This is a genomic window from Cupriavidus sp. 05T41 (genome assembly GCF_056396525.1).
On the sequence record NZ_JBFTLQ010000017.1, the window covers coordinates 45,366 to 65,531 of the forward strand.

General features: G+C 69.2%; 17 protein-coding genes. 9 read left to right on the top strand and 8 right to left on the bottom strand.

The genetic code is table 11. The features are described from left to right. Positions 1–59 precede the first annotated feature (59 nt). The 3 genes from hscA to iscX are packed head-to-tail and all read left to right on the top strand — an operon-like array spanning position 60 to position 2,553. The gene (gene hscA / locus AC1DKV_RS12815; RefSeq protein WP_441618802.1) at positions 60–1,925 is read left to right on the top strand and encodes a Fe-S protein assembly chaperone HscA; all 1,866 of its coding nucleotides are present in this window, start codon (positions 60–62) and stop codon (positions 1,923–1,925) included. Between the two features lie 41 nt (positions 1,926–1,966). Next, positions 1,967–2,305 carry an ISC system 2Fe-2S type ferredoxin gene (gene fdx / locus AC1DKV_RS12820; RefSeq protein ID WP_441618804.1) on the top strand — a complete coding sequence of 113 codons (339 nt, stop codon included), beginning with the start codon at positions 1,967–1,969 and terminating at the stop codon, positions 2,303–2,305. 53 nt (positions 2,306–2,358) lie between these two features. Then, on the top strand, positions 2,359–2,553 hold the full coding sequence (gene iscX, locus AC1DKV_RS12825; RefSeq protein ID WP_441618806.1) for a Fe-S cluster assembly protein IscX: 195 nt from the start codon (positions 2,359–2,361) through the stop codon (positions 2,551–2,553). A 52-nt stretch (positions 2,554–2,605) separates the two neighbouring features. Here iscX and AC1DKV_RS12830 read toward each other — a convergent pair whose 3' ends face one another. The 5 genes from AC1DKV_RS12830 to prfB form a co-directional block, all read right to left on the bottom strand. Further along, a complete protein-coding gene (locus tag AC1DKV_RS12830; RefSeq protein WP_441618808.1) occupies positions 2,606–2,788 on the bottom strand; it encodes a hypothetical protein in 183 nt (60 codons plus the stop codon). Between the two features lie 150 nt (positions 2,789–2,938). Continuing rightward, complete coding sequence (locus AC1DKV_RS12835; RefSeq protein WP_441618810.1) at positions 2,939–3,724, bottom strand: glycine zipper 2TM domain-containing protein; 786 nt, start codon at positions 3,722–3,724, stop codon at positions 2,939–2,941. Between the two features lie 271 nt (positions 3,725–3,995). Beyond that, positions 3,996–5,534 (bottom strand): lysine--tRNA ligase, encoded by a 1,539-nt coding sequence (lysS, locus tag AC1DKV_RS12840; protein ID WP_441643388.1) that lies wholly within the window; start codon positions 5,532–5,534, stop codon positions 3,996–3,998. Between the two features lie 37 nt (positions 5,535–5,571). After that, positions 5,572–6,342, bottom strand: a complete 771-nt coding sequence (locus AC1DKV_RS12845) for an SDR family oxidoreductase (RefSeq protein ID WP_441618813.1) — start codon at positions 6,340–6,342, stop codon at positions 5,572–5,574. Between the two features lie 66 nt (positions 6,343–6,408). Continuing rightward, positions 6,409–7,513 (bottom strand): peptide chain release factor 2 gene (prfB, locus tag AC1DKV_RS12850; protein ID WP_441618815.1). Its coding sequence is split into 2 segments (ribosomal slippage): positions 6,409–7,431 and positions 7,433–7,513, totalling 1,104 coding nucleotides; the frame shifts between segments, so codons are not numbered across the junction. Between the two features lie 269 nt (positions 7,514–7,782). On the opposite strand from prfB, the gene AC1DKV_RS12855 reads away from it, so the two are divergent. Further along, positions 7,783–8,514 carry a peptidoglycan DD-metalloendopeptidase family protein gene (locus tag AC1DKV_RS12855; protein ID WP_441618817.1) on the top strand — a complete coding sequence of 244 codons (732 nt, stop codon included), beginning with the start codon at positions 7,783–7,785 and terminating at the stop codon, positions 8,512–8,514. Between the two features lie 40 nt (positions 8,515–8,554). Here AC1DKV_RS12855 and recJ read toward each other — a convergent pair whose 3' ends face one another. Together recJ and AC1DKV_RS12865 are read right to left on the bottom strand one after the other, a co-directional pair. Beyond that, on the bottom strand, positions 8,555–10,252 hold the full coding sequence (recJ, locus tag AC1DKV_RS12860) for a single-stranded-DNA-specific exonuclease RecJ (RefSeq protein WP_441618819.1): 1,698 nt from the start codon (positions 10,250–10,252) through the stop codon (positions 8,555–8,557). Between the two features lie 31 nt (positions 10,253–10,283). Continuing rightward, complete coding sequence (locus AC1DKV_RS12865; RefSeq protein ID WP_441618820.1) at positions 10,284–11,411, bottom strand: hypothetical protein; 1,128 nt, start codon at positions 11,409–11,411, stop codon at positions 10,284–10,286. A 128-nt stretch (positions 11,412–11,539) separates the two neighbouring features. Here AC1DKV_RS12865 and AC1DKV_RS12870 point away from each other — a divergent pair, with 128 nt between their 5' ends. The 4 genes from AC1DKV_RS12870 to AC1DKV_RS12885 all read left to right on the top strand — a co-directional run bounded on the left by AC1DKV_RS12870 (position 11,540) and on the right by AC1DKV_RS12885 (position 16,963). Further along, entirely contained in the window at positions 11,540–12,790 is a 1,251-nt protein-coding gene (locus tag AC1DKV_RS12870) for a lipoprotein-releasing ABC transporter permease subunit (RefSeq protein ID WP_441618822.1), read from the top strand. Beyond that, a complete protein-coding gene (gene lolD / locus AC1DKV_RS12875) occupies positions 12,783–13,532 on the top strand; it encodes a lipoprotein-releasing ABC transporter ATP-binding protein LolD (RefSeq protein WP_441618824.1) in 750 nt (249 codons plus the stop codon). Before AC1DKV_RS12870 ends, lolD begins: the two co-directional genes overlap by 8 nt. 27 nt (positions 13,533–13,559) lie before the next feature. After that, the gene (locus AC1DKV_RS12880; protein WP_441618826.1) at positions 13,560–14,441 is read left to right on the top strand and encodes a TatD family hydrolase; all 882 of its coding nucleotides are present in this window, start codon (positions 13,560–13,562) and stop codon (positions 14,439–14,441) included. Positions 14,442–14,503: 62 nt separating this feature from the next. Further along, entirely contained in the window at positions 14,504–16,963 is a 2,460-nt protein-coding gene (locus tag AC1DKV_RS12885; protein ID WP_441618828.1) for a DNA internalization-related competence protein ComEC/Rec2, read from the top strand. Here the strand turns inward: AC1DKV_RS12885 and AC1DKV_RS12890 are convergent. After that, complete coding sequence (locus AC1DKV_RS12890; RefSeq protein ID WP_441618932.1) at positions 16,875–17,813, bottom strand: MurR/RpiR family transcriptional regulator; 939 nt, start codon at positions 17,811–17,813, stop codon at positions 16,875–16,877. The genes AC1DKV_RS12885 and AC1DKV_RS12890 overlap by 89 nt on opposite strands. Positions 17,814–18,100: 287 nt before the next feature. Here AC1DKV_RS12890 and edd point away from each other — a divergent pair, with 287 nt between their 5' ends. After that, positions 18,101–19,987 carry a phosphogluconate dehydratase gene (gene edd, locus AC1DKV_RS12895; RefSeq protein WP_441618830.1) on the top strand — a complete coding sequence of 629 codons (1,887 nt, stop codon included), beginning with the start codon at positions 18,101–18,103 and terminating at the stop codon, positions 19,985–19,987. Positions 19,988–20,166: the final 179 nt, after the last annotated feature.

Here is a 20,166-nt window from a genome sequence, read left to right on the forward strand (position 1 = left end):
CGCGGGCGGGACTGCTTAAGCAGCCCTGCCTGCAACCGCACGAATAAAGAAGATTCATCATGGCACTGCTCCAGATCTCCGAACCCGGCATGTCGCCGGCGCCCCACCAGAAGCGGCTCGCGGTCGGCATCGACCTCGGCACCACCAATTCCCTGGTGGCGGCGGTTCGCAACAGCATTCCCGAAGTCCTGAGCGACGACAGCGGCCGCGCGCTGCTGCCGTCCGTGGTGCGCTACCTGCCCAACAAGGGCACGCAGATCGGCTACCGCGCGCAGGACGAGGCGGTGCACGATCCCAAGAACACCATCATCTCGGTCAAGCGCTTCATGGGCCGCGGCCTGCGCGACGTGGCTCACATCGAGCACAGCCCCTACGATTTCGTCGACGCGCCAGGCATGGTGCAGATCAAGACCGTGGCCGGCGTGAAGAGCCCGGTGGAAGTGTCGGCTGAGATCCTGGCCACGCTGCGCCAGCGCGCCGAGGATTCCCTTGGCGACGAACTGGTCGGCGCCGTGATCACGGTGCCCGCGTACTTCGACGACGCCCAGCGCCAGGCAACCAAGGATGCCGCGCAACTGGCCGGCCTGGAAGTGCTGCGCCTGCTCAACGAGCCGACCGCCGCCGCCATTGCCTACGGCCTGGACAATGCCTCCGAAGGCATCTACGCGGTGTATGACCTCGGCGGCGGCACCTTCGACATCTCCATCCTCAAGCTCACCAAGGGTGTGTTCGAGGTCATGGCCACGGGTGGCGACTCCGCGCTCGGCGGCGACGACTTCGACCAGCGCCTGATGTGCTGGATCGTCGAGCAGGCCAGCCTGCAGCCGCTCTCGGCCGAAGACATGCGCCTGCTGATGGTGCGCGCGCGCGCCGCCAAGGAAGCGCTGTCGGCAGCCGATGCCACCGTGATCGACGCGGTGCTCAACAGCGGCGAGATCGTGCACCTGACGCTGTCGGCGGCCGCCTTCGTCGAGATGACCGCACCGCTGGTGCAGAAGACCCTGGCGCCGGTGCGCAAGGCACTGCGCGATGCCGGCGTGGCGGTCGACGAAGTCAAGGGCGTGGTGCTGGTCGGCGGCGCTACCCGCATGCCGTCAATCCGCAAGGCGGTTGGCGATTTCTTCGCCCAGCCGCCGCTGACCAACCTCGACCCGGACCGGGTGGTGGCGCTGGGCGCGGCCATGCAGGCCAACCTGCTGGCCGGCAACGGCGCGCCCGGCGAGGACTGGCTGCTGCTCGACGTGATCCCGCTCTCGCTGGGCGTGGAAACGATGGGCGGCCTGGTCGAGAAGATCATCGCGCGCAACAGCACGATTCCGGTGGCGCGCGCGCAGGAATTCACCACCTTCAAGGATGGCCAGACGGCCATGGCCATCCATGTGTTGCAGGGCGAGCGCGAACTGGCGGCCGACTGCCGCTCGCTGGCGCGCTTCGAGTTGCGCGGCATTCCGCCGATGGTGGCCGGCGCGGCGCGCATCCGCGTGACCTACCAGGTCGACGCCGACGGGCTGCTTTCGGTCTTCGCGCGCGAAACACACTCCGGCGTGGAGGCGACCATCACCGTCAAGCCGTCCTACGGCCTGGCCGATGACGAGATCGCGCGCATGCTGCAGGACAGCTTCCGCGAGGCCGAGCACGACATGCAGAGCCGGGCCCTGGCCGAGGAGCGCGTCGATGCCGCGCGCCTGGTCGAGGCTACCAGCCGCGCGCTGGAGACCGACGGCGACCTGCTCTCCGCCGAGGAACGCGCCGCCGTGGAGCGGCTCATCCTCGCGGTCAGCGACATTGCCGCCGGCGAAGACCACCACGCCATCAAGGCGGCCGTGGAAGCGCTCTCCCACGGCACCGACGAATTCGCCGCCCGCCGCATGGACCGCTCGATCAAGAGCGCGCTGGCGGGCCGCAAGGTGCAGGACCTGGGCTGATCCCCGAGGCCGTCGCACCGTATCTCTACCCAGGACAACCCATGCCACAGATCATCGTATTGCCTCACGTCGAACTCTGCCCCGAGGGCGCCGTGTTCGAAGCCAAGACGGGCACCAGCATCTGCGATGCCTTGCTCAGCAACGGCATCGAGATCGAGCACGCCTGCGAAAAATCGTGCGCCTGCACGACCTGCCACGTGGTGGTGCGCGAGGGCTTCAATTCGCTCGAGGAAGCGGAAGAGAAAGAAGAAGACCTGCTCGACAAGGCCTGGGGCCTCGAGCCCAACTCGCGGCTTTCCTGCCAGGCGCTGGTCGCGGAAGACGACCTCACCGTCCAGATTCCGAAGTACACGATCAACCATGCCAAGGAAGAGCACTGAGCGCTGAGCATCGCGCGCCTGTTGCCCTGACGACCTGACCGGAGAGAATGCCAATGAAGTGGACCGACACCTACGATATCGCGGCCGCGCTGTACGACAAGTACCCCGATATCGATCCTGCCACGATCCGTTTCACCGACCTGCACCGCTGGGTCCTCGAGCTCGACGGCTTTGCCGACGTCCCGGAGCGCTCCGGCGAGAAGATCCTGGAAGCCATCCAGGCCGCCTGGATCGAAGAGGCGGAATAAGCCACGCCGGGTGGCGCGGCGCCGTGCCCCGCGCCACCCGCGCTACCGCTTCTCAGAAGCGGTAGCCGATGCGCCGCCCCGGTAACACGCCGGTATCGCGGTCATGGCCTGTCATCGTGCGGTTCCACGACAGGCTGGCCAGCCGGCGCTCCTCGCGCCGGTAGCTGGCCGACAAGGTCAGCAGCGTCGCCACATTCCTGCCATCGCTGCCGCCATTGCCCGGCGCGCTGTTCACGTCGATGGCGAAATACGGCCCCAGTCCCCCACGCAGCGTCAGCTTGTCGCGGAAGAAGCCGCGCCCCAGCCATGGCTGCGCGGCAATGCCATGGTGAAGATCGCAAACCAGTGCTCGCCGAGGTTGCGAAGGGGGCGCTGGCGCGCCGCCTCAGGCGGCCACCAGGCCGCCATCCTGCAGCCGCACGCGTTCGCCCACCTCGAAGTCCGGCGCGGCGTGATAGGTAAAGGTACGGTGCGTGCCGTTGTCCATCTGCACGCGGACCTGGTAGCTGGTGTCCTTGCGCACGCTCTTCTCGATCTGGTTGCCGGCGAAGCCCCCGCCCACCGCGCCTGCCACCGTGCCCAGGATGCGGCCGTTGCCCTTGCCGATCTGGTTGCCCAGCAGACCGCCGACCACGGCGCCGCCGACCGCGCCCAGCCCGCTGGCGGGCTTGGCGGTCTCGATCGGCGTGATGGCCACCACGCGGCCAAGGGATGCGCCGCCTTGCGCCGGCTGGCGCTGAGGCTGGGCCCCGGCGTTTTCGGCGCGGGCGGGCTCGGGGCCGTAGCCGGTGTCCGCCCGTGCGGCGCGTTGCGGTGCCGGGCGGGCCGCGGACGGCTGCGCGACGGGCACGTCAGCAGCCTGCGCCAGTGCGGGATTCATCGCCTCGGGCGGACGCGTGGTGCTGCCCGGCGTCGCCTGCTGCTGGCTGGCTGCCGCATTCTGGGCCGCGATCGGTGCGGTCAGGGATTGCGGTGCGTCCTGGGTGGCCTTGCTGACGGGCAGCAAGCCCGTCATCGCCGCGACCGCCGTCAGGCTGGCGACGACGATCGCCACCGCGGCGGCGCCCAGCAGCGGGTGCAGGCGGCGCTGGGCGGGCAGGGCGGTGGCCGGCATGGCGGCAGGTGTATTGGCCGTGTTCTGCGTCGACGGGTTTGGTGTCGGATTGGGCATTTTGTTTTCCTTATGCGGTCAGCACAAACGCACTACGCATCGATGATTCCAGGTCCGAGTTTGGCCGATTCCGCCGCCGTTATCCGTTTGATTTTGTAAGTTTGTGTAGGTATTAATTCTCTTGTAAATCAGTGCTTTAGCTGCCATTTCGGTGTGCGTCGATGCGACCGGTTGTAACAATCGGGCCGCAAAAACAAAAAAGCCCCACCGCAAAGGTGGGGCTTCTTGCCTGGCGCCGGCTTCCCTTTGGCGCGGGAAGCGCTGGCGCCGTTCAGTCCTCGCGGCGCAGATGCGGGAACAAAATGACGTCGCGGATATTGGGACTGTCGGTCAGCAGCATCACCAGGCGGTCGATGCCGATGCCGCAGCCGCCCGTCGGGGGCATGCCATATTCCAGTGCGCGGATGTAGTCGGCGTCGAAGTACATGGCTTCCTCGTCGCCGGCATCCTTCTGGTCGACCTGCTTGCGGAAACGCTCGGCCTGGTCTTCGGCGTCGTTCAGCTCCGAGAAACCGTTGGCGATCTCGCGGCCGGTGATGAACAGCTCGAAACGCTCGGTGATGCCGGGCATGGTGTCCGACGCGCGCGCCAGCGGCGAGACTTCCACCGGGTAGTCGATGATGAAGGTCGGCTCCCACAGCTGGCTTTCGGCGGTTTCCTCGAACAGCACCAGTTGCAGCGTGCCCAGGCCCGCGTTGAGGAACTGCGGCGCATTGGTGTTGACGCCGAACTTCTTCAGCTCGGTGCGCAGGAATTCCGTGTCGGCCAGTTGCGCATCGGTGTATTGCGGCGCGAATTTCTGGATCGCCTGGCAGATGGTGAGGCGATGGAAGGGCTTGGACAGGTCCAGCTCGCGGCCCTGGTAGGTCACGGTGGCGCTGCCGCGCGCGTCGATGGCGGCCTGGCGGATCAGGTTCTCGGTGAAATCCATCAGCCAGCGGTAATCGGTGTACGCGGCGTAGAACTCCATCATGGTGAACTCAGGGTTGTGGCGCGGGCTCACCCCCTCGTTGCGGAAATTGCGGTTGATCTCGAACACGCGCTCGAAACCGCCCACCACCAGGCGCTTCAGATACAGCTCGGGCGCGATGCGCAGGAACATCTGCATGTCCAGCGCGTTGTGATGGGTGATGAAGGGCTTGGCCGTGGCGCCGCCCGGGATCGGGTGGAGCATCGGCGTCTCGACTTCCATGAAGTCGGCTTCGGCCATGTGCCGGCGCAGCGAGGCGATGGCCTGCGTGCGGGCCCGGAAGGTGGCGCGCGTTTCCGGCGACACGATCAGGTCCACATAGCGCTGGCGGTATTTCAGCTCCTGGTCGGCCAGGCCGTAGAAGTCGCCGGGCAGCGGGCGCAGGCTCTTGGACAGCAGGCGCAGCTCGGTGACGGCCACCGACAGTTCGCCGGTCTTGGTCTTCATCAGCGTGCCGCGCGCGGCGACGATATCGCCCAGGTCCCACTTCTTGAAGGCGGCATAGACGTCTTCGCCGATGGCGTCGCGGCTGATATAGAACTGGATGCGGCCCGCGCCGTCCTGCACGGTGGCGAAGCTGGCCTTGCCCATCACGCGCTTGAGCATCATGCGCCCGGCGATGGCGACCTCGGCCGGAGCCGCTTCGAGCGCGGCCTGGTCGGTTTCGCCGTACTGCGCGTGCAGCGCGGCGGACTGGTGGGTCGGGCGGAAATCGTTGGGGAAGGCCACGCCTTGCTGGCGCAGGGCCTGCAGCTTCTCGCGCCGTTCCGCGATGATCTTGTTTTCGTCGGCTGCGGCGGGGGCGTTGGCCTCGGCGGGAGCGCGGTTGGAGTCGGTCATGATGTCTTGGTGAGTCGCGCGGCGGTCCGCGCGCATGTCAGGTATTGCGGATGTCGTCGAGCTCGGTGCTGCCGAAGTCGGGCCGATCCAGGTAGGCCGCGATGCGGTGTGCGGTGTCCTCGGCCGAGGCGAGCTGGTCGTTGTCCTTGAGGTCGCGGAAACGCTGCACCTGCGCGAAATCGGCGCCGCGGATGGTGGCCTGCATGCCGGTATCGACCACGCCCGGCGCCAGCGCCACCGCGCGCACGCTGCGTTCGGCCGGCGCCTGCGCGTACTCGGCGTTGACCGAGCGCACGAACATGTCCAGGCCCGCCTTGCCGGCGCAGTAGGCGGCCCAGCCCTCGACCGGGCGGCGCGCCGCGCCGGACGAGATCGCCAGCACCTTGCGCGGGCAGCCGAAGCGTTCGGTGCGCGCCAGGAAGGCCGCGGTCATGGTCATCGGCGTGGCCAGGTTGGTGAGCAGGTGCGGCACCAGCGTGGCTTCGTGCAGGCCGGCAACCGGGCCGATCGGTTCGATCACGCCCGCGTTGAGGATCAGCGTGGCGCTGGCGGGCGCCTCGTCGACGGCATCGAGCACGCTGCCCAGCCAGCTTGCCGCGGGGCCCGCCTGCGACAGGTCCTGCAGGTGCCAGGCCACCCTGACGCCGCTGGCCGCGGCGGCCTGCTCCAGCTCGGGGTTGCGGCTGCGCGCCACGCAGACCAGGCGGTTGCCCGGCTTGAGCAGGGCTCGCGTCAGCGCGGCACCGAGCCCGCGTGACGTGCCGGTGATGATGATCAGGTGCGTTGCTGCGGTCGATGCTGCGGTCATGGTCGGTATTGTCCGGCAGTTGATTCGCGCGCCCGCCGCCATCTGGCGGCGGGGCGGCGGGGCGTGTTACAGGCCTTGCTTCAGGCTGGCCTCGATGAACGGGTCCAGGTCGCCGTCCAGCACCTTTTGCGTGTTGGACATTTCCACGTTGGTGCGCAGATCCTTGATGCGGCTCTGGTCCAGTACGTAGGAGCGGATCTGGTGGCCCCAGCCCACATCGGTCTTGCCCGCTTCGAGCTTGTCGGCTTCGGCCTGGCGCTTGCGCATCTCGTGCTCGTACAGGCGCGACTTCAGCATCGACATGGCCTCGGCGCGGTTGCGGTGCTGCGAACGATCGTTCTGGCACTGCACGACGATACCGCTCGGGATGTGCGTGATCCGCACGGCCGAATCGGTCTTGTTGATGTGCTGGCCGCCGGCGCCCGACGCGCGGTAGGTATCCACGCGCAGGTCCGCCGGGTTGATCTCGACTTCGAACGAGTCATCCACCTCGGGGTAGACGAACACCGACGAGAACGAGGTATGCCGGCCGCCCGACGAGTCGAACGGCGACTTGCGCACCAGCCGGTGCACGCCGGTTTCCGTACGCAGGTAACCGAACGCGTATTCGCCCTCGATCTTGATGGTGGCGCTCTTGATGCCGGCCACGTCGCCTTCGGATTCTTCCAGCACTTCGGCCTTGAAGCCCTTGCGCTCGCAGTACTTCAGGTACTGGCGCAGCAGCATCGAGGCCCAGTCGCAGGCTTCGGTGCCGCCGGCGCCGGCCTGGATGTCGATGAACGCGTTGGCCTGGTCCATCTCGCCGGCAAACATGCGGCGAAATTCCATGTCCGCGACGATGGCCTCGAAGCCCTTGACGTCGGTCTCGATGGCTTCGAGCGTGTCGTCGTCGGCTTCCTCGCGCGCGAGCTCGAACAGCTCCTCGGCGCCGGCCAGATCGTCCGTGAGCTTGCCGAGGACGCCGACCACGCCCTCCAGCATCTTCTTTTCCTTGCCGAGATCCTGGGCCTTCTTGGGGTTGTTCCAGACCGCGGGATCCTCGAGTTCGCCGTTGACTTCGTCGAGTCGTCCTACTTTGACATCGTAGTCAAAGATACCCCCGTAGATCTTCCGTTCGCGAACGGAGATCGGAGATGGCACCGGAGATGGCGTTGAGGCGTTCTGCTTCCATGATGTTCCTGCGCTTTCAAAACCTTGAATTATAGCGGATCGGGGGGTCTCGCCGCGCGCTGCGATGGCACTTCCGGCACGATTTCGAACGGTTCGCTTGCCGAACGGTCTACAGTTGCGGTCTACACTGGCTAGGTGCGTCATGGCAGACCTGCACCGGGCGCGGGCCGGCGCCGCGCCGCCGGGGTCTTCGGAAGCGCCTTCCAGCAAGCCGCTGGACAACCGCCAATCAACTGTTCAGACATGGACAAGGATGGACGATAAGCACGCATGAAGCCAAGCAATCACGAGACCACCCACACCCGCCGCCGCGCGCTCGGCCTGTTGGCAGCAGCGGCCGCCGCGTGCCTTGCGGCCGGTTGCGGCACCCTGGCCAGCGAGCCCGCGCCGGACGGCTACTACCGTGTGCAGAGCGGCGACACCCTGTACAGCGTGGCGCGCCGCCACAAGCGCTCGGTGCGCGACCTGGCGCGCTGGAACCAGCTGCCCAGCGCCGAGCGCATCGAAGTCGGGCAATTGCTGCGCATCCGGCCGCCCGCCGGTGCCACGGCCAGCGCGGGTTCCGCGGGTTCCGGCAACGGGCCGGTGGCCGTGGGCGACACCCCGCGCGTGGACAACGGCCCGCCGGCGCGCGCGCCGGCCACCGGCATCCGCCTGCAATGGCCGGCAGAGGGCCGCGTCACGGCGAATTTCGGGCCACCCGCCAGCAAGGGCCTGAGCATCAACACGGCGCCCGGCGGCGCGGTGCGCGCCGCCGCCGCGGGCAAGGCCATCCATGTGGGCAACCTGCGCGGCTACGGCATGCTGGTGATCATCAAGCACGACGACAACTGGCTGACGGTCTATGGCAACCTGGACAAGCCCACGGTCAGCGAGGGCTCGCAGGTATCCGGCGGGCAGGAGGTTGGCCGCATGGGGGTCGCCGAGCGCGAACTGCACTTCGAGGTGCGCAACAACGGCAAGCCGGTCGACCCGGCGGGCCTGCTGCCCGCGCGGGGCTGAGGGGCGGGGCCGAGGCGCGGGACGGCGGCTAAGGCGTGCGCTACTGCGCGTGCTCGATGACCATCTGCACGCGGGTGACGCCATTGAAGGTATTGTTGTCCAGGCGGTAGGCCACCAGCGCGCTGGCGCCGAGCGAGTCGGCGTGGTTGAACCAGATTGCATCGAAGCGCTGGCTGCCGCGCCCGAGCTGCAGCTTGAGGTGCTTGCCCTTGAGCACGCTCTGGCGCAGCACGTCGAACTCGCCGCAGAAGGTCGGCGCCGGGAAGCCCTGGCCCCACACCTGCTGCTCGAGCAGCGCGACGAATTCCGGGCTGAAGCAGCCATCCTCGATATCGCCGTCGGTCTCGATCACGCGTGCCAGCTGCTCATCGCTGAGCCATTCGCGCCCCACCGCTTCGAACGCTTCCATGAACTGCCCGAAGGTGTCGGCGCGCAGCGTCAGGCCGGCCGCCATGGCATGGCCGCCGAACTTGACCAGCAGGCCGGGGTGGCGCTTGGACACCAGGTCCAGCGCGTCGCGCAGGTGGAAGCCCGGGATCGAGCGGCCCGAGCCCTTGATGGTGTCCTCGTCGCCCGGGGCGAAGGTGATCGTCGGCCGATGGTATTTCTCCTTGAGTCGCGAGGCCACGATGCCGATCACGCCCTGGTGCCAGGTGTCGTTGAACACGCTGACGGTAAAGCGCGCCGCGGGGTCCAGCGCGCCCAGCGGGCCTTCCAGGATCTGCAGCGCTTCTTGCTGCATGCCGGCCTCGATGTCGCGGCGCTCGCGGTTCATGCCGTCGAGTTCCTGGGCGATCTCCCAGGCGCGGTTGGCGTCGTCGGTCAGCAGGCACTCGATGCCGAGCGACATGTCGGCCAGCCGCCCGGCGGCGTTCAGGCGCGGGCCCACGCCGAAACCCAGGTCGAAGGTATTGGCGCGCGCCGCCTCGCGCCCGGCGGCGCGGAACAGGGCGGCCACGCCGGCGTGCATGCGCCCGGCGCGCATGCGCTTGAGGCCTTGCGCCACCAGGATGCGGTTGTTGCCGTCGAGCTTGACCACGTCGGCCACGGTGCCCAGCGCGACCAGGTCGAGCAGGGCGTCGAGGCGCGGCTGGGTCTGGGCATCGAACACGCCGCGGCGGCGCAGTTCCGCACGTAGCGCCAGCAGCACATAGAACATCACGCCCACGCCGGCCAGGTTCTTGCTGGGGAATTCACAGCCAGGCTGGTTCGGGTTGACGATGACCGCTGCCGCCGGCAGCTGGTCGCCGGGGAGGTGGTGATCGGTCACCACCACGTCGATGCCGAGGGCATTGGCCGCGGCCACGCCGTCCACGCTGGCGATGCCGTTGTCCACCGTGACGATCACGTCGGGCTTCTGCTGCGCGGCCAGCGCGACGATCTCCGGGGTCAGCCCGTAGCCGTACTCGAAGCGGTTCGGCACGATGTAGTCGATGCGCGCGCCCAGCATGCGCAGGCCGCGCACGCCCACCGCGCAGGCGGTGGCGCCGTCGCAATCGTAGTCCGCCACGATCAGCAGGCGGCGGCCGGCGGCGATGGCATCGGCCAGGTAGGTGGCGGCGTGGTCGATCCCCTTCATTGCTGCCGGCGGTACCAGGCCGGGCAGTTCGGTGGCGAGCTCGGCCGGCTCGCGCACGCCGCGCGCCGACAGGATGCGGGCCAGCGTGGGATGCAGGCCGGCGCTGGCCAGCGTGCCGGCGTGTTCGGCGGAAAAGGATCGTACGGCGATTCGGGTCATGTAGGGACAGGCAAGAGACGGGGTGAGGCGATCAGGCGGCGTAGGCCAGGTCGGACAGCAACGCGCGCCAGTCGCCGCGCGCGCCCAGGCCGCGCCAGAACTTGCGCAGGTCGGCGCGGCGCACGGTAAATTCGGCGTAATGGTTGTCGCCGGCCAGCACCAGGGTCAGGGCCGGCAGCGTGCCGTCTTCCAGTGCGGCCAGTGCCGGCGCGAACCAGCTGGCTTCGAGCGCATGCATGCGCTCTATCCATAGTCCCCAGTCCTCGCCGATATGGGCTTCGACGGCATCCTCCAGCAGCACCATCGTGCGCCCTGGGGCCGGCGTGGCGTCGATCGCCCCGAAGCGCGGCGGCGCTGGCCGGCAGGCACCGCCGCCGGCCAGCGCCAGGCCGCGCAGGAAGGCGTCATCGGTCAGCGCGGTGTCGGCCAGGCGCGGCACCGCCTGCAGCTTGCCGCCGCCATGCAGCCAGACCGAATTCACGGTCTGCTCGCCGGCGGCCTCGCGGGCCTGGTTGACCGGATGGTCATGCCAGGTCATCTGGATTTCGTTCTGGAGCCGGCGCCAGTCGCGCGCGCGCTCGCCGGACTGCATCCAGGCGTCGATATTGCGGCCGGTGGCGCGCAGGGGGCTGGCCGCGACCAGTGGACCGAACGCCGCTTCCGGCAGGTACCAGCGATCCGGCTGGGGCGTTTCAAGCGCGATGCCCGACTCCTGGAGCAGGCCGGAGACCGCCTCGTACAGGGCAGCCGCCTCGCCGGCGCGCAAGCGCAGGTGGACCGGGTTCATCAGCACCAGGTGGTCGCGCGCGGCATGGATATGGACCGGCTGCAGGCAGGCCCAGGCCTGGCCGTCGTCGGCCCCCGGGGTGCCGGCGGCGGCCATGTCGGCCAGCCGCATGAACGGGGCGCTGGGCACGCGGACGGTATCCAGCCCGGCGCGTCCGGCCAGCCATCGCTCGTGCGGCAGCGAGCGCAGGAAGGGATCGTCGTGCCGTTCGCGCGGGCCGGGGCTGGCGCGGGTAAGCAACTTTCCCAGCGCCGGCAACTCCAACTGCCGCAGGAGCGCCTCGAGCATGGCGTTGTTGCCGCCGCCGTGCGCTTCTGTGGCGGCGCCCGGCGGGACGGAAAAGGGCACAATCAGGGTCAGGTGCGTCATCATGGTGGCCGAGATTGTAAACTTCCGGCTGGCGGGCGGCTGAAATATCGTCCGGACAGGCTGTGGCAGACAATGGCAGATGTTGCCGGCAATGTGGCGCCGGCGTTCCTCCTCAACGACAGGGATCCTTCTTGAACTTTCCGTACGAATGGCAGATCGGCTGGCGATATACCCGCGCAAGCAAGCGCGCCAGCCGCAACACCTTCATTTCCTTCATCTCGATGATCTCCATGCTAGGCATCGCCCTTGGCGTGGCGGCGCTGATCGTGGTGTTGTCGGTCATGAACGGCTTCCAGAAAGAAGTGCGCGACCGCATGCTGTCGGTACTCTCGCATATCGAGGTGGTCGGCCCCGGCGCGCTACCGGACTGGCAGAAGACCGCCGCCGAGGCCATGCAGAACAAGGAAGTGATCGGCGCGGCGCCCTATGTGGCGGCGCAGGCCATGCTGACCCGCGAGGACGCGGTGCGCGGCGTGCTGCTGCGCGGCGTCGAGCCGGGCGAGGAGCCCAGGGTTTCCGACATCGGCAAGCAGTTCCGTGCCGGCAGCATGGATGGCCTGCTGCCCGGCGAATTCGGCATCGCGCTGGGCAACGAACTGGCCAACGCCATGGGCGTGCAGGTCGGCGACAAGGTGACGCTGGTGGTGCCGCAGGGCACCATCACGCCGGCCGGCGTGCTGCCGCGGCTCAAGCAGTTCACCGTGACCGGCATCTTCTCGTCGGGACATTTCGAGTTCGACAACGCGCTGGCGCTGATCAACCTGCACGACGCCGAGACCATGTTCCGCCTGACCGGGCCGACCGGCGTGCGCCTCAAGCTGACCGACATGCAGCGCGCGCCGCAGGTAGCCGACGCGCTGGCCGGCACGCTCTCCGGCGAGCTCTACCTGCGCGACTGGTCCAAGCAGAACCGCAACTGGTTCGCCGCGGTACAGACCGAGAAGCGCATGATGTTCATCATCCTGACGCTGATCATCGCGGTGGCGGCCTTCAACCTGGTGTCCACGCTGGTGATGACGGTGACCGACAAGCAGGCCGACATCGCCATCCTGCGCACCATGGGCGCGCAGCCGAGTTCGATCACCAAGATCTTCATCGTGCAGGGCGTCGCCATCGGCTTCATCGGCACCCTGGCGGGCGTGGCGGGCGGTGCCCTGATCGCCTGCAATATCGATGTGATCGTGCCCTTCATCGAGCGGCTGCTGCACGTGCAGTTCCTGCCGCGCGACATCTACTTCATCAGCGAACTGCCTTCGGACCCCCGCGTGAACGACATCGCCACCATCGGCATCCTCTCCTTCGTGCTGGCCACGCTGGCCACGCTCTACCCCAGCTGGCGCGCTGCCCGCGTCAACCCGGCGGAGGCGCTGCGCTATGAGTGAGACCATGCTGCGCAACGCGCCGCAAGGCGATGCCGCCTCCAGTCCCGTCGCTGCCGCCACCGGCACCCCGGTGCTGCAGGGCGAAGGCCTGACCAAGCGCTTCCGTCAGGGCGGGCTGGACGTGACCGTGCTCAGGGGCGTGGACGTGCACGTCGACGCCGGCGAGAAGGTCGCCATCGTCGGCGCATCCGGTTCAGGCAAGAGCACGCTGCTGCATGTGCTGGGCGGGCTCGACAACCCGGACAGCGGCAGGGTGGCCCTGAAGGGCAAGCCTTTCACCTCGCTGCGCGAAAGCGAGCGCAATATCGCGCGCAACCGCGACCTGGGCTTTATCTACCAGTTCCACCACCTGCTGCCCGAATTCACCGCGCTGGACAACGTGGCCATGCCGATGCGCATCCGCGGTCTCAGGCAACGCGAGGCGCGCGCGGCCGCGCAGGGCGTGCTGGAGCGCGTGGGCCTGGGCGACCGCGCGCAGCACCGCCCCGGCGAGCTCTCCGGCGGCGAGCGTCAGCGCGTGGCGATCGCGCGCGCGCTGGTGGGTAGCCCGGCCTGCGTGCTGGCCGACGAACCGACCGGCAACCTCGACGACCACACCGCGGGCGGCGTCTACGACCTGATGCTGGAGCTGTCGCGCACGCTCGGCACCAGCTTCGTGATCGTGACCCATGACCTCGACCTCGCCAGCCGCTGCGACCGCGTGCTGCGCCTGCGCGACGGGCATCTCCACCGCGAACGCTGAGCCGTTCACCGCGCCGCCGCAGCCGCCATGTGGATCGATACCCATTGCCATCTCGATGCGAGTGAGTTCGACACCGACCGCGAGGCCGTGACCGAAGCCGCGGCCGCGGCCGGCGTCAGCGGCATCGTGCTGCCGGCGGTGGCCGTGTCGAACTTCGCCGCGGTGCGCGCGCTGGCGCGGCGCCATGCCAGCTGCGTCTATGCGCTGGGCATCCATCCCTTGTACACGCCGGGCACCGGGCAGGCCGACCTCGACGCCCTGCGCCGCGAAGTGGAGGCCTCGCTCGGCGATCCGCGCTTTGTCGGCATCGGCGAGATCGGCCTCGATTTCTTCGTGCCGGGGCTCGATGCCGCGCACCAGACGTGGATCTATGCCGAGCAGCTCAGGATCGCCCGCGAGTTCGAGCTGCCGGTGCTGCTGCACGTGCGCAAGTCGCAGGACCAGGTCGCTGCCCAGTTGCGTCGCGCCGGCGTGCGCCAGGGCATCGCCCACGCCTTCAACGGCAGCGCGCAGCAGGCGCAGGGTTTTGTCGACCAGGGCCTGAAACTGGGCTTCGGCGGCAATCTGACCTTCAGCCGCGCGAAGCAGATCCGGCGCCTGGCGCAGGAGCTGCCGCTCGATGCCATCGTGCTGGAGACTGACGCGCCCGACATCGCGCCGGCCTGGCTCTCCGACGACCAGTTCGGCGAGCAGTACAAGGCGCGCAACACGCCTGCCGAGGTGGTCGGGGTGGCCCGGGTGCTGGGCGAATTGCGCGGCATCGACGCCGCGCCGCTGGCGCGGGCAATGTGGCGCAACTCGGTGGCGGCGCTGCCGCGCCTGGCGGCGTTCGAGGCCGTCATGTTCCCGGAGGCATCGTCTTTGGCCTCGGCTGGCGACACAAACGGCAACCTTCCGGTTTCCTCCTGACACGCTCCTCACCGTGCATTGACCGTATAAACGGGCGCTTGTGAATCTCTGCGGAGACTGGCATGCGCCTGGTCCTGCTCGCCTTCGTGGCGGGGAGCTGGTGGCTGCAACAGCAAGGCGCGCTGCCGGGCCGCGCGGCCGCCTGCGTGCTGTCGATGGCGGGCACGGCGGCGCTGCTCATGGCCATCCTCCTGCGCAACCGGCATCCGGCCTGGTCACGCCTGGCCCTTCTTCCTGTTGCGGTGCTGGCCGGCTTCGGCTGGTCGGCGTGGCGCGCGGACGCGCGCCTGCAAGAGCGGCTCGCGCCGGAGCTCCAGGGCGTCAACCTGGTTGTCGGCGGCGTGGTTGCGGGCCTGCCCGCGCAGGCGGCACGTGGCCAGCGCTTCGAATTCGCACCTGACGAGCCGGCTGCGGGGACGGCGCGCGCGCCGCAGCTGCCGCCGCGCGTCGTGCTGGGCTGGGAGGATGCGCCGGACGACCTGCTGCCCGGCCAGCGGCGGGTCTTCGCGCTGCGCCTGACGCGGCCACATGGCCTGGCCAATCCGCACGGCTTCGACTACGAATTCTGGCTGCTGGCGGGCGGGTTCGGGGCGACAGGCTACGTCCGCGCCGAGCGCGGGCCCGTGCGCGAGGCCGTCGGCGAACGCCTCGAATGGCGGATCGCGCGCTGGCGCGCCCGCGTGCGCGACCACGTGCTCGGCAGCCTGCCCGACGACGCCCGCTTTGCGCCCGTGCTGGCGGCGCTGGTGGTGGGCGACCAGCGCGGCATCCGGCCGCAGGACTGGACCTTGTTCACGCGCACCGGCATCGGCCACCTGATCAGCATCTCGGGCTTGCACATCACCATGATCTCCGGTCTCTGTTCCACGCTGGCGGCCTGGCTATGGCGGCATTCCTTCGGCCTGGGGCGCTGGCTGCGCCGGCCCTTGCCGCTGTGGTGGCCGGCGCGGCGCGCGGCGCTGGTGGTGGCGGTGCTGGCGGCCTTCGCCTACAGCTTGCTGGCGGGCATGCAGGTGCCGGCCCAGCGCACCGTATCGATGCTGGCGGTGGCGGCGCTGGCGCTGTGGAGCGGACGCGCGCCGCCGGCCTCGCTGGTGCTGGCCTGGGCCGCGTTCGTGGCGGTCGCGCTCGATCCGTGGGCGGTATTGTCGCCGGGGTTCTGGCTTTCGTTCGGCGCGGTGGGCGTGATCTTCCTGTGCGCCACGGCGCCCGCCCGCGGGCCCGGAGCGTCGCGGTGGCAGCGCGCGCGCCACGCGCTGGCGCAGGCCGCGCGCACGCAATGGGTCGTGACCATCGGCCTGGTGCCGCTGACCCTGCTGTTGTTCCAGCAGGTTTCCGTGATCTCCCCGCTGGCGAATGCGGTGGCGATTCCGCTGATCAGCCTGCTGGTGACGCCGCTGGCACTGCTTGCGGCTGCCTTGCCGGCACCGGCGGCCGGCTGGCTGCTGGCGCCGGCGCACTTGCTGCTGGACTGGCTGATGGTTGCGCTCGAGGCGATGGCGGCGCCGCCGTGGGCGGTCTGGCAGGCGGCGCGCGCCGGCCCGCTGGCGGTTGCCCTGGCGCTGGCCGGCGCGCTGGTGTTGCTGGCCCCGATGCGCTGCGGACTGCGTGCGCGCCTGCACGGCGCCATGTTGTTGTTGCCGATGGTGCTGGCCGGGCGGCAGCCGGTGGCGCATGGCGAATTCCGCGCCACCGCGCTCGATATCGGCCAGGGCACCGCGGTCCTGGTGGAGACGCGCTCGCACGTGCTGCTCTACGACGCCGGGCCAGCCTATGGCTGGGGCGCCGACGCGGCGCAGCCGGGCAACAGCGCCGGTGCGCGCGTCATCGTGCCTTACCTGCGCGGCGCCGGCGTGCGCGCGCTCGACCGCCTGGTGATCAGCCATGAAGACGCCGACCATGCCGGCGGCGCGCGCGACGTGATGGCGGCGCTGCCGGTGCAGGCAGTGCTGACGGCCGCGCCAGCGGCGCACCCGCTGCTGGTGCTGCCCCCCGGCATGGCATTGCCCGCTGTCGGTCCCTGCGCGGCGGGGCAGGCGTGGGAATGGGACGGCGTACGCTTTTCGATGTTGCATCCGCTGCCGCAGGCGGCAGGCAATGCCGCGTTCGACAGCAATGCGCGTTCGTGCGTACTGAAGGTGGCGGGCAGCGGGCGCAGCCTCTTGCTGACCGGAGACATCGGCCGGCGCGATGAGGCCGCCTTGCTGGCGCGCCTGCCGGGGCAAGACCTGCGCGCGGACTTCCTGCAGGTGCCGCACCATGGCAGCGGCACCTCATCGAGCGCGTCGTTCCTGGCCGTGGTGGCGCCCGAGCTGGCGTTGTTCCAGCTCGGCCACGGCAACCGCTACCGGCATCCGCGCGCGGACGTGTGGGAGCGCTACGCCTCGCGCGAGATCGCCCGCTACCGCAGCGACGAGACCGGCGCGGTGCAGATCACGACGCGGGGCGGCGCTTACGCGCTGCAGGCTTACCGTCAGCACGAGCGGCGCTACTGGCGCGCGGCGCCGCCTGCGCCCCGTTGACCTGGGCGGGTTCGGCCTGGGCGATGCGGCGCTCGCGCAGGTGGGCCTTGGCGCGCTGCAGGCCGGCAGAGACAATGTCGGCACGCTCCAGCGCAACGCCCGCCGCCAGCACGTCGCCCAGCACCAGGTGGCAGATGCGCGAGGTCATCGGGGTGTAGACCTCGCTGTCTTCCTCGACGTCGGAGAACACGCAGACATCGGCCAGCTTGGCCAGCGGCGAGCCGCTGTGCGTCAGCGCCAGCACGCTGGCGCCGCTCGCGCGGGCCAGCGTGGCGGCGGCCAGCATGTCCCAGGTGCGGCCGCTGTTGGACACCAGCACGGCAACGTCGCCCGGGCCGAGCAGGGCGGCGGACATGCTGAACACGTGCGAATCCGAGTAGGCGGTGGTGGGGATGCCGAGGCGGAAGAACTTGTGCTGGATGTCCAGCGCGACGATGCCGGAATTGCCGCAGCCATAGAACTCGATGCGATGCGCCGCGGCGAGCAGCTTGATGCCGTGCTCGATCTGATCCGCGGACAGCGCGTTGCGCACCGTCATCAGGGTGGCGATGGTGCGGTCGAACACCTTGCCGGCGATATCGGCGGGGCGGTCCTCGGCCTTGACGTCCTGGTGCACGAAGGGCGTGCCGCCACCGACGTTCTGGGCGAACTGCAGCTTGAACTCGCGGAAGCCGTCGTAGCCGAGCGCGGCGCAGAAGCGCGCGATGGTGGGTTGCGAGACGCCCGCGCGTTCGGCCAGTTCGGGCATGGACAAGCGGATCACGCTGGCGCCGTGGCGGGTCACGTAATCCGCCAGGCGGCGTTCGGAGGGGCGAAGCGTGTCGTAGACAGCAAGAATTCGGTCGCGCATGGTGGGGGAGGCCGGTGTTGGCGTGCCGGCGATTTCGTCGGGCATGCCTGCCGGATTCATGTGCCGGCGGTTCGATGAGTATGTAGATATTCTACATAAATGGCGATGGAATGCCGCGCCTGTGAGCCCGCGTTTCTGCTAGGGATTTCACCTATTCCGGCCATATTTGAGGATTAGTCGACGCATTGTGATCCATGCGCGAGATGCTTTTGTCGATCCTTTCTATATAATGTAGAAAATCTACAAGAAAACACGTTCACGGATCTACAAACCAGGAACTCCCACGAATGTCGCAAGCCCTCCATTCCGAAGTGCAGGCCGTCACCGCGCGCGTGGTCGCGCGCAGCCAGCGCGGTCGCGCTGCCTACCTGGCGCGCTGCGAGCGGGCCCAGCAAGAACTGGGGCCGCTGCGTGGCTTGTCGTGTGCCAACGTGGCGCACGGCATCGCTGCGCTGCCCGCGCATGACAAGCTCAAGCTGCGGGTCGAACATGCCGCCAATCTCGGCATTGTCACGGCCTACAACGACATGCTTTCCGCCCACCAGCCGTACGAGCGCTATCCCGGCGTGATCCGCGAGGCCGCCCGCGCGGTGGGCGCGGTGGCGCAGGTGGCGGGCGGCGTGCCGGCGATGTGCGACGGCATCACGCAAGGCAATGCCGGCATGGAGCTGTCGCTGTTCTCGCGCGACGCCATCGCCATGGCCACGGCGGTATCGCTGTCGCACAACACCTTCGACGCCGCCGTGATGCTTGGCGTGTGCGACAAGATCGTGCCGGGCCTGCTGATGGGCGCGCTGCAGTTCGGCCACCTGCCGGTGGTGTTCGTGCCGGCCGGGCCCATGGCGACGGGCCTGTCCAACAAGGAAAAGGCGCGCGTGCGCCAGCTCTACGCGACCGGACAGGTTGGCCGCGAAGCCTTGCTGGAGGCAGAGTGCGAGGCCTATCACGGGGCCGGCACCTGCACCTTCTACGGTACCGCCAACAGCAACCAGTTCCTGATGGAGATCATGGGCCTGCATATGCCGGGCTCGGCCTTCGTCCATCCGGACAGCGGCCTGCGCGACGCGCTGACCGCGGCCGCCGCGCAGCGCGCGCTGGCGCTCACGGCCCGTGGCCCGGACTACCTGCCGCTGGCACGCATCGTCGACGAACGCGCGGTGGTCAACGCCATCGTCGGCCTGCTGGCCACCGGTGGCTCGACCAACCACACCATCCACCTGGTGGCGATGGCACGCGCGGCCGGGATCGTGATCGACTGGGACGATTTCGACCGCCTGTCGCGCATCACGCCGCTGCTGGCACGGGTCTATCCCAACGGCTCGGCCGACGTGAACCATTTCCATGCCGCCGGCGGCGTGGCCTACGTGATCCGCCAGCTGCTCGCAGCCGGGCTGCTGCACGAAGACGTGGAAACCGTGGCCGGCCGCGGGTTGGCGCGCTATACGCAGGAACCGGTCATGACCGACGGCGTGCTGCGGTGGCGCGACGGCCCCACCGCCAGCGGCGACGCGGCGGTGCTGGCCAGCGCGGTCGAGCCGTTCTCGCCCGAAGGCGGGCTGCGCCTGCTGCAGGGCAATCTCGGCCGCGGCATGATCAAGGTGTCGGCGGTGGCGCCCGAGCACCGCGTGGTGGAGGCGCCGGCGCGCGTGTTCGATTCGCAGGAAGGCCTGCAGGCCGCCTTCGAGGCCGGCGAGCTGACCGGCGACATGGTCGCGGTGGTGCGCTTCCAGGGGCCCAACGCCAACGGCATGCCCGAACTGCACCGCCTCACGCCGGTGCTGGGCTCGCTGCAGGACGCCGGGCACAAGGTCGCGCTGGTGACCGACGGCCGCATGTCGGGCGCCTCCGGCAAGGTGCCGGCGGTGATTCATGTGTGTCCGGAGGCGCTTTCTGGCGGACCGCTGGCGCGCGTGCGCGACGGTGACCGCATCCGCGTCGACGCTGTCGCCGGCACGCTCGAATGGCTTGGCGGCGCGCCCGGCGAATCCGCGCTCGAGGCGCGCGCGCTGGCGCCCTCGCCGGACGACGACTTCGCCAGTTTCAGCGTCGGCCGCGGCCTGTTCGGGCTGTTCCGCCGCCATGCGCGGATCGCCGAAGAGGGCGGCAGCGCGCTCGACCTGTCCGAGGCCGACGCGCCTGGCGCTGTCCAAACCGCCGTGGCCGTCGCACAATAGGCCGCGCCCCGGGCAATTCATCCGTTTTGTGCCCCTGTCCGCCGTCCGGCGGGCAGGGGCGACCCCAAGCCTGCGCACGCCAGACCTATCATGGAACATGGCTGCAGGGACGGGCGGTTTCCAGGAACCACCCGTCGCACGGCGCGGGGACTACCGACAAGGATGGGAAAACCATCCGA

Coding starts and splice junctions, on each gene's coding strand:
- lolD (WP_441618824.1), top strand. CDS start 12,783: ATGAGTGAGACCATGCTGCGCAACGCGCCGCAAGGCGATGCCGCCTCC.
- lysS (WP_441643388.1), bottom strand. CDS start 5,534: ATGACCGACTCCAACCGCGCTCCCGCCGAGGCCAACGCCCCCGCCGCA.
- AC1DKV_RS12890 (WP_441618932.1), bottom strand. CDS start 17,813: ATGCGCGACCGAATTCTTGCTGTCTACGACACGCTTCGCCCCTCCGAA.
- iscX (WP_441618806.1), top strand. CDS start 2,359: ATGAAGTGGACCGACACCTACGATATCGCGGCCGCGCTGTACGACAAG.
- hscA (WP_441618802.1), top strand. CDS start 60: ATGGCACTGCTCCAGATCTCCGAACCCGGCATGTCGCCGGCGCCCCAC.
- recJ (WP_441618819.1), bottom strand. CDS start 10,252: ATGACCCGAATCGCCGTACGATCCTTTTCCGCCGAACACGCCGGCACG.
- fdx (WP_441618804.1), top strand. CDS start 1,967: ATGCCACAGATCATCGTATTGCCTCACGTCGAACTCTGCCCCGAGGGC.
- AC1DKV_RS12865 (WP_441618820.1), bottom strand. CDS start 11,411: ATGATGACGCACCTGACCCTGATTGTGCCCTTTTCCGTCCCGCCGGGC.
- AC1DKV_RS12855 (WP_441618817.1), top strand. CDS start 7,783: ATGAAGCCAAGCAATCACGAGACCACCCACACCCGCCGCCGCGCGCTC.
- AC1DKV_RS12880 (WP_441618826.1), top strand. CDS start 13,560: ATGTGGATCGATACCCATTGCCATCTCGATGCGAGTGAGTTCGACACC.
- AC1DKV_RS12885 (WP_441618828.1), top strand. CDS start 14,504: ATGCGCCTGGTCCTGCTCGCCTTCGTGGCGGGGAGCTGGTGGCTGCAA.
- AC1DKV_RS12835 (WP_441618810.1), bottom strand. CDS start 3,724: ATGCCCAATCCGACACCAAACCCGTCGACGCAGAACACGGCCAATACA.
- edd (WP_441618830.1), top strand. CDS start 18,101: ATGTCGCAAGCCCTCCATTCCGAAGTGCAGGCCGTCACCGCGCGCGTG.
- AC1DKV_RS12845 (WP_441618813.1), bottom strand. CDS start 6,342: ATGACCGCAGCATCGACCGCAGCAACGCACCTGATCATCATCACCGGC.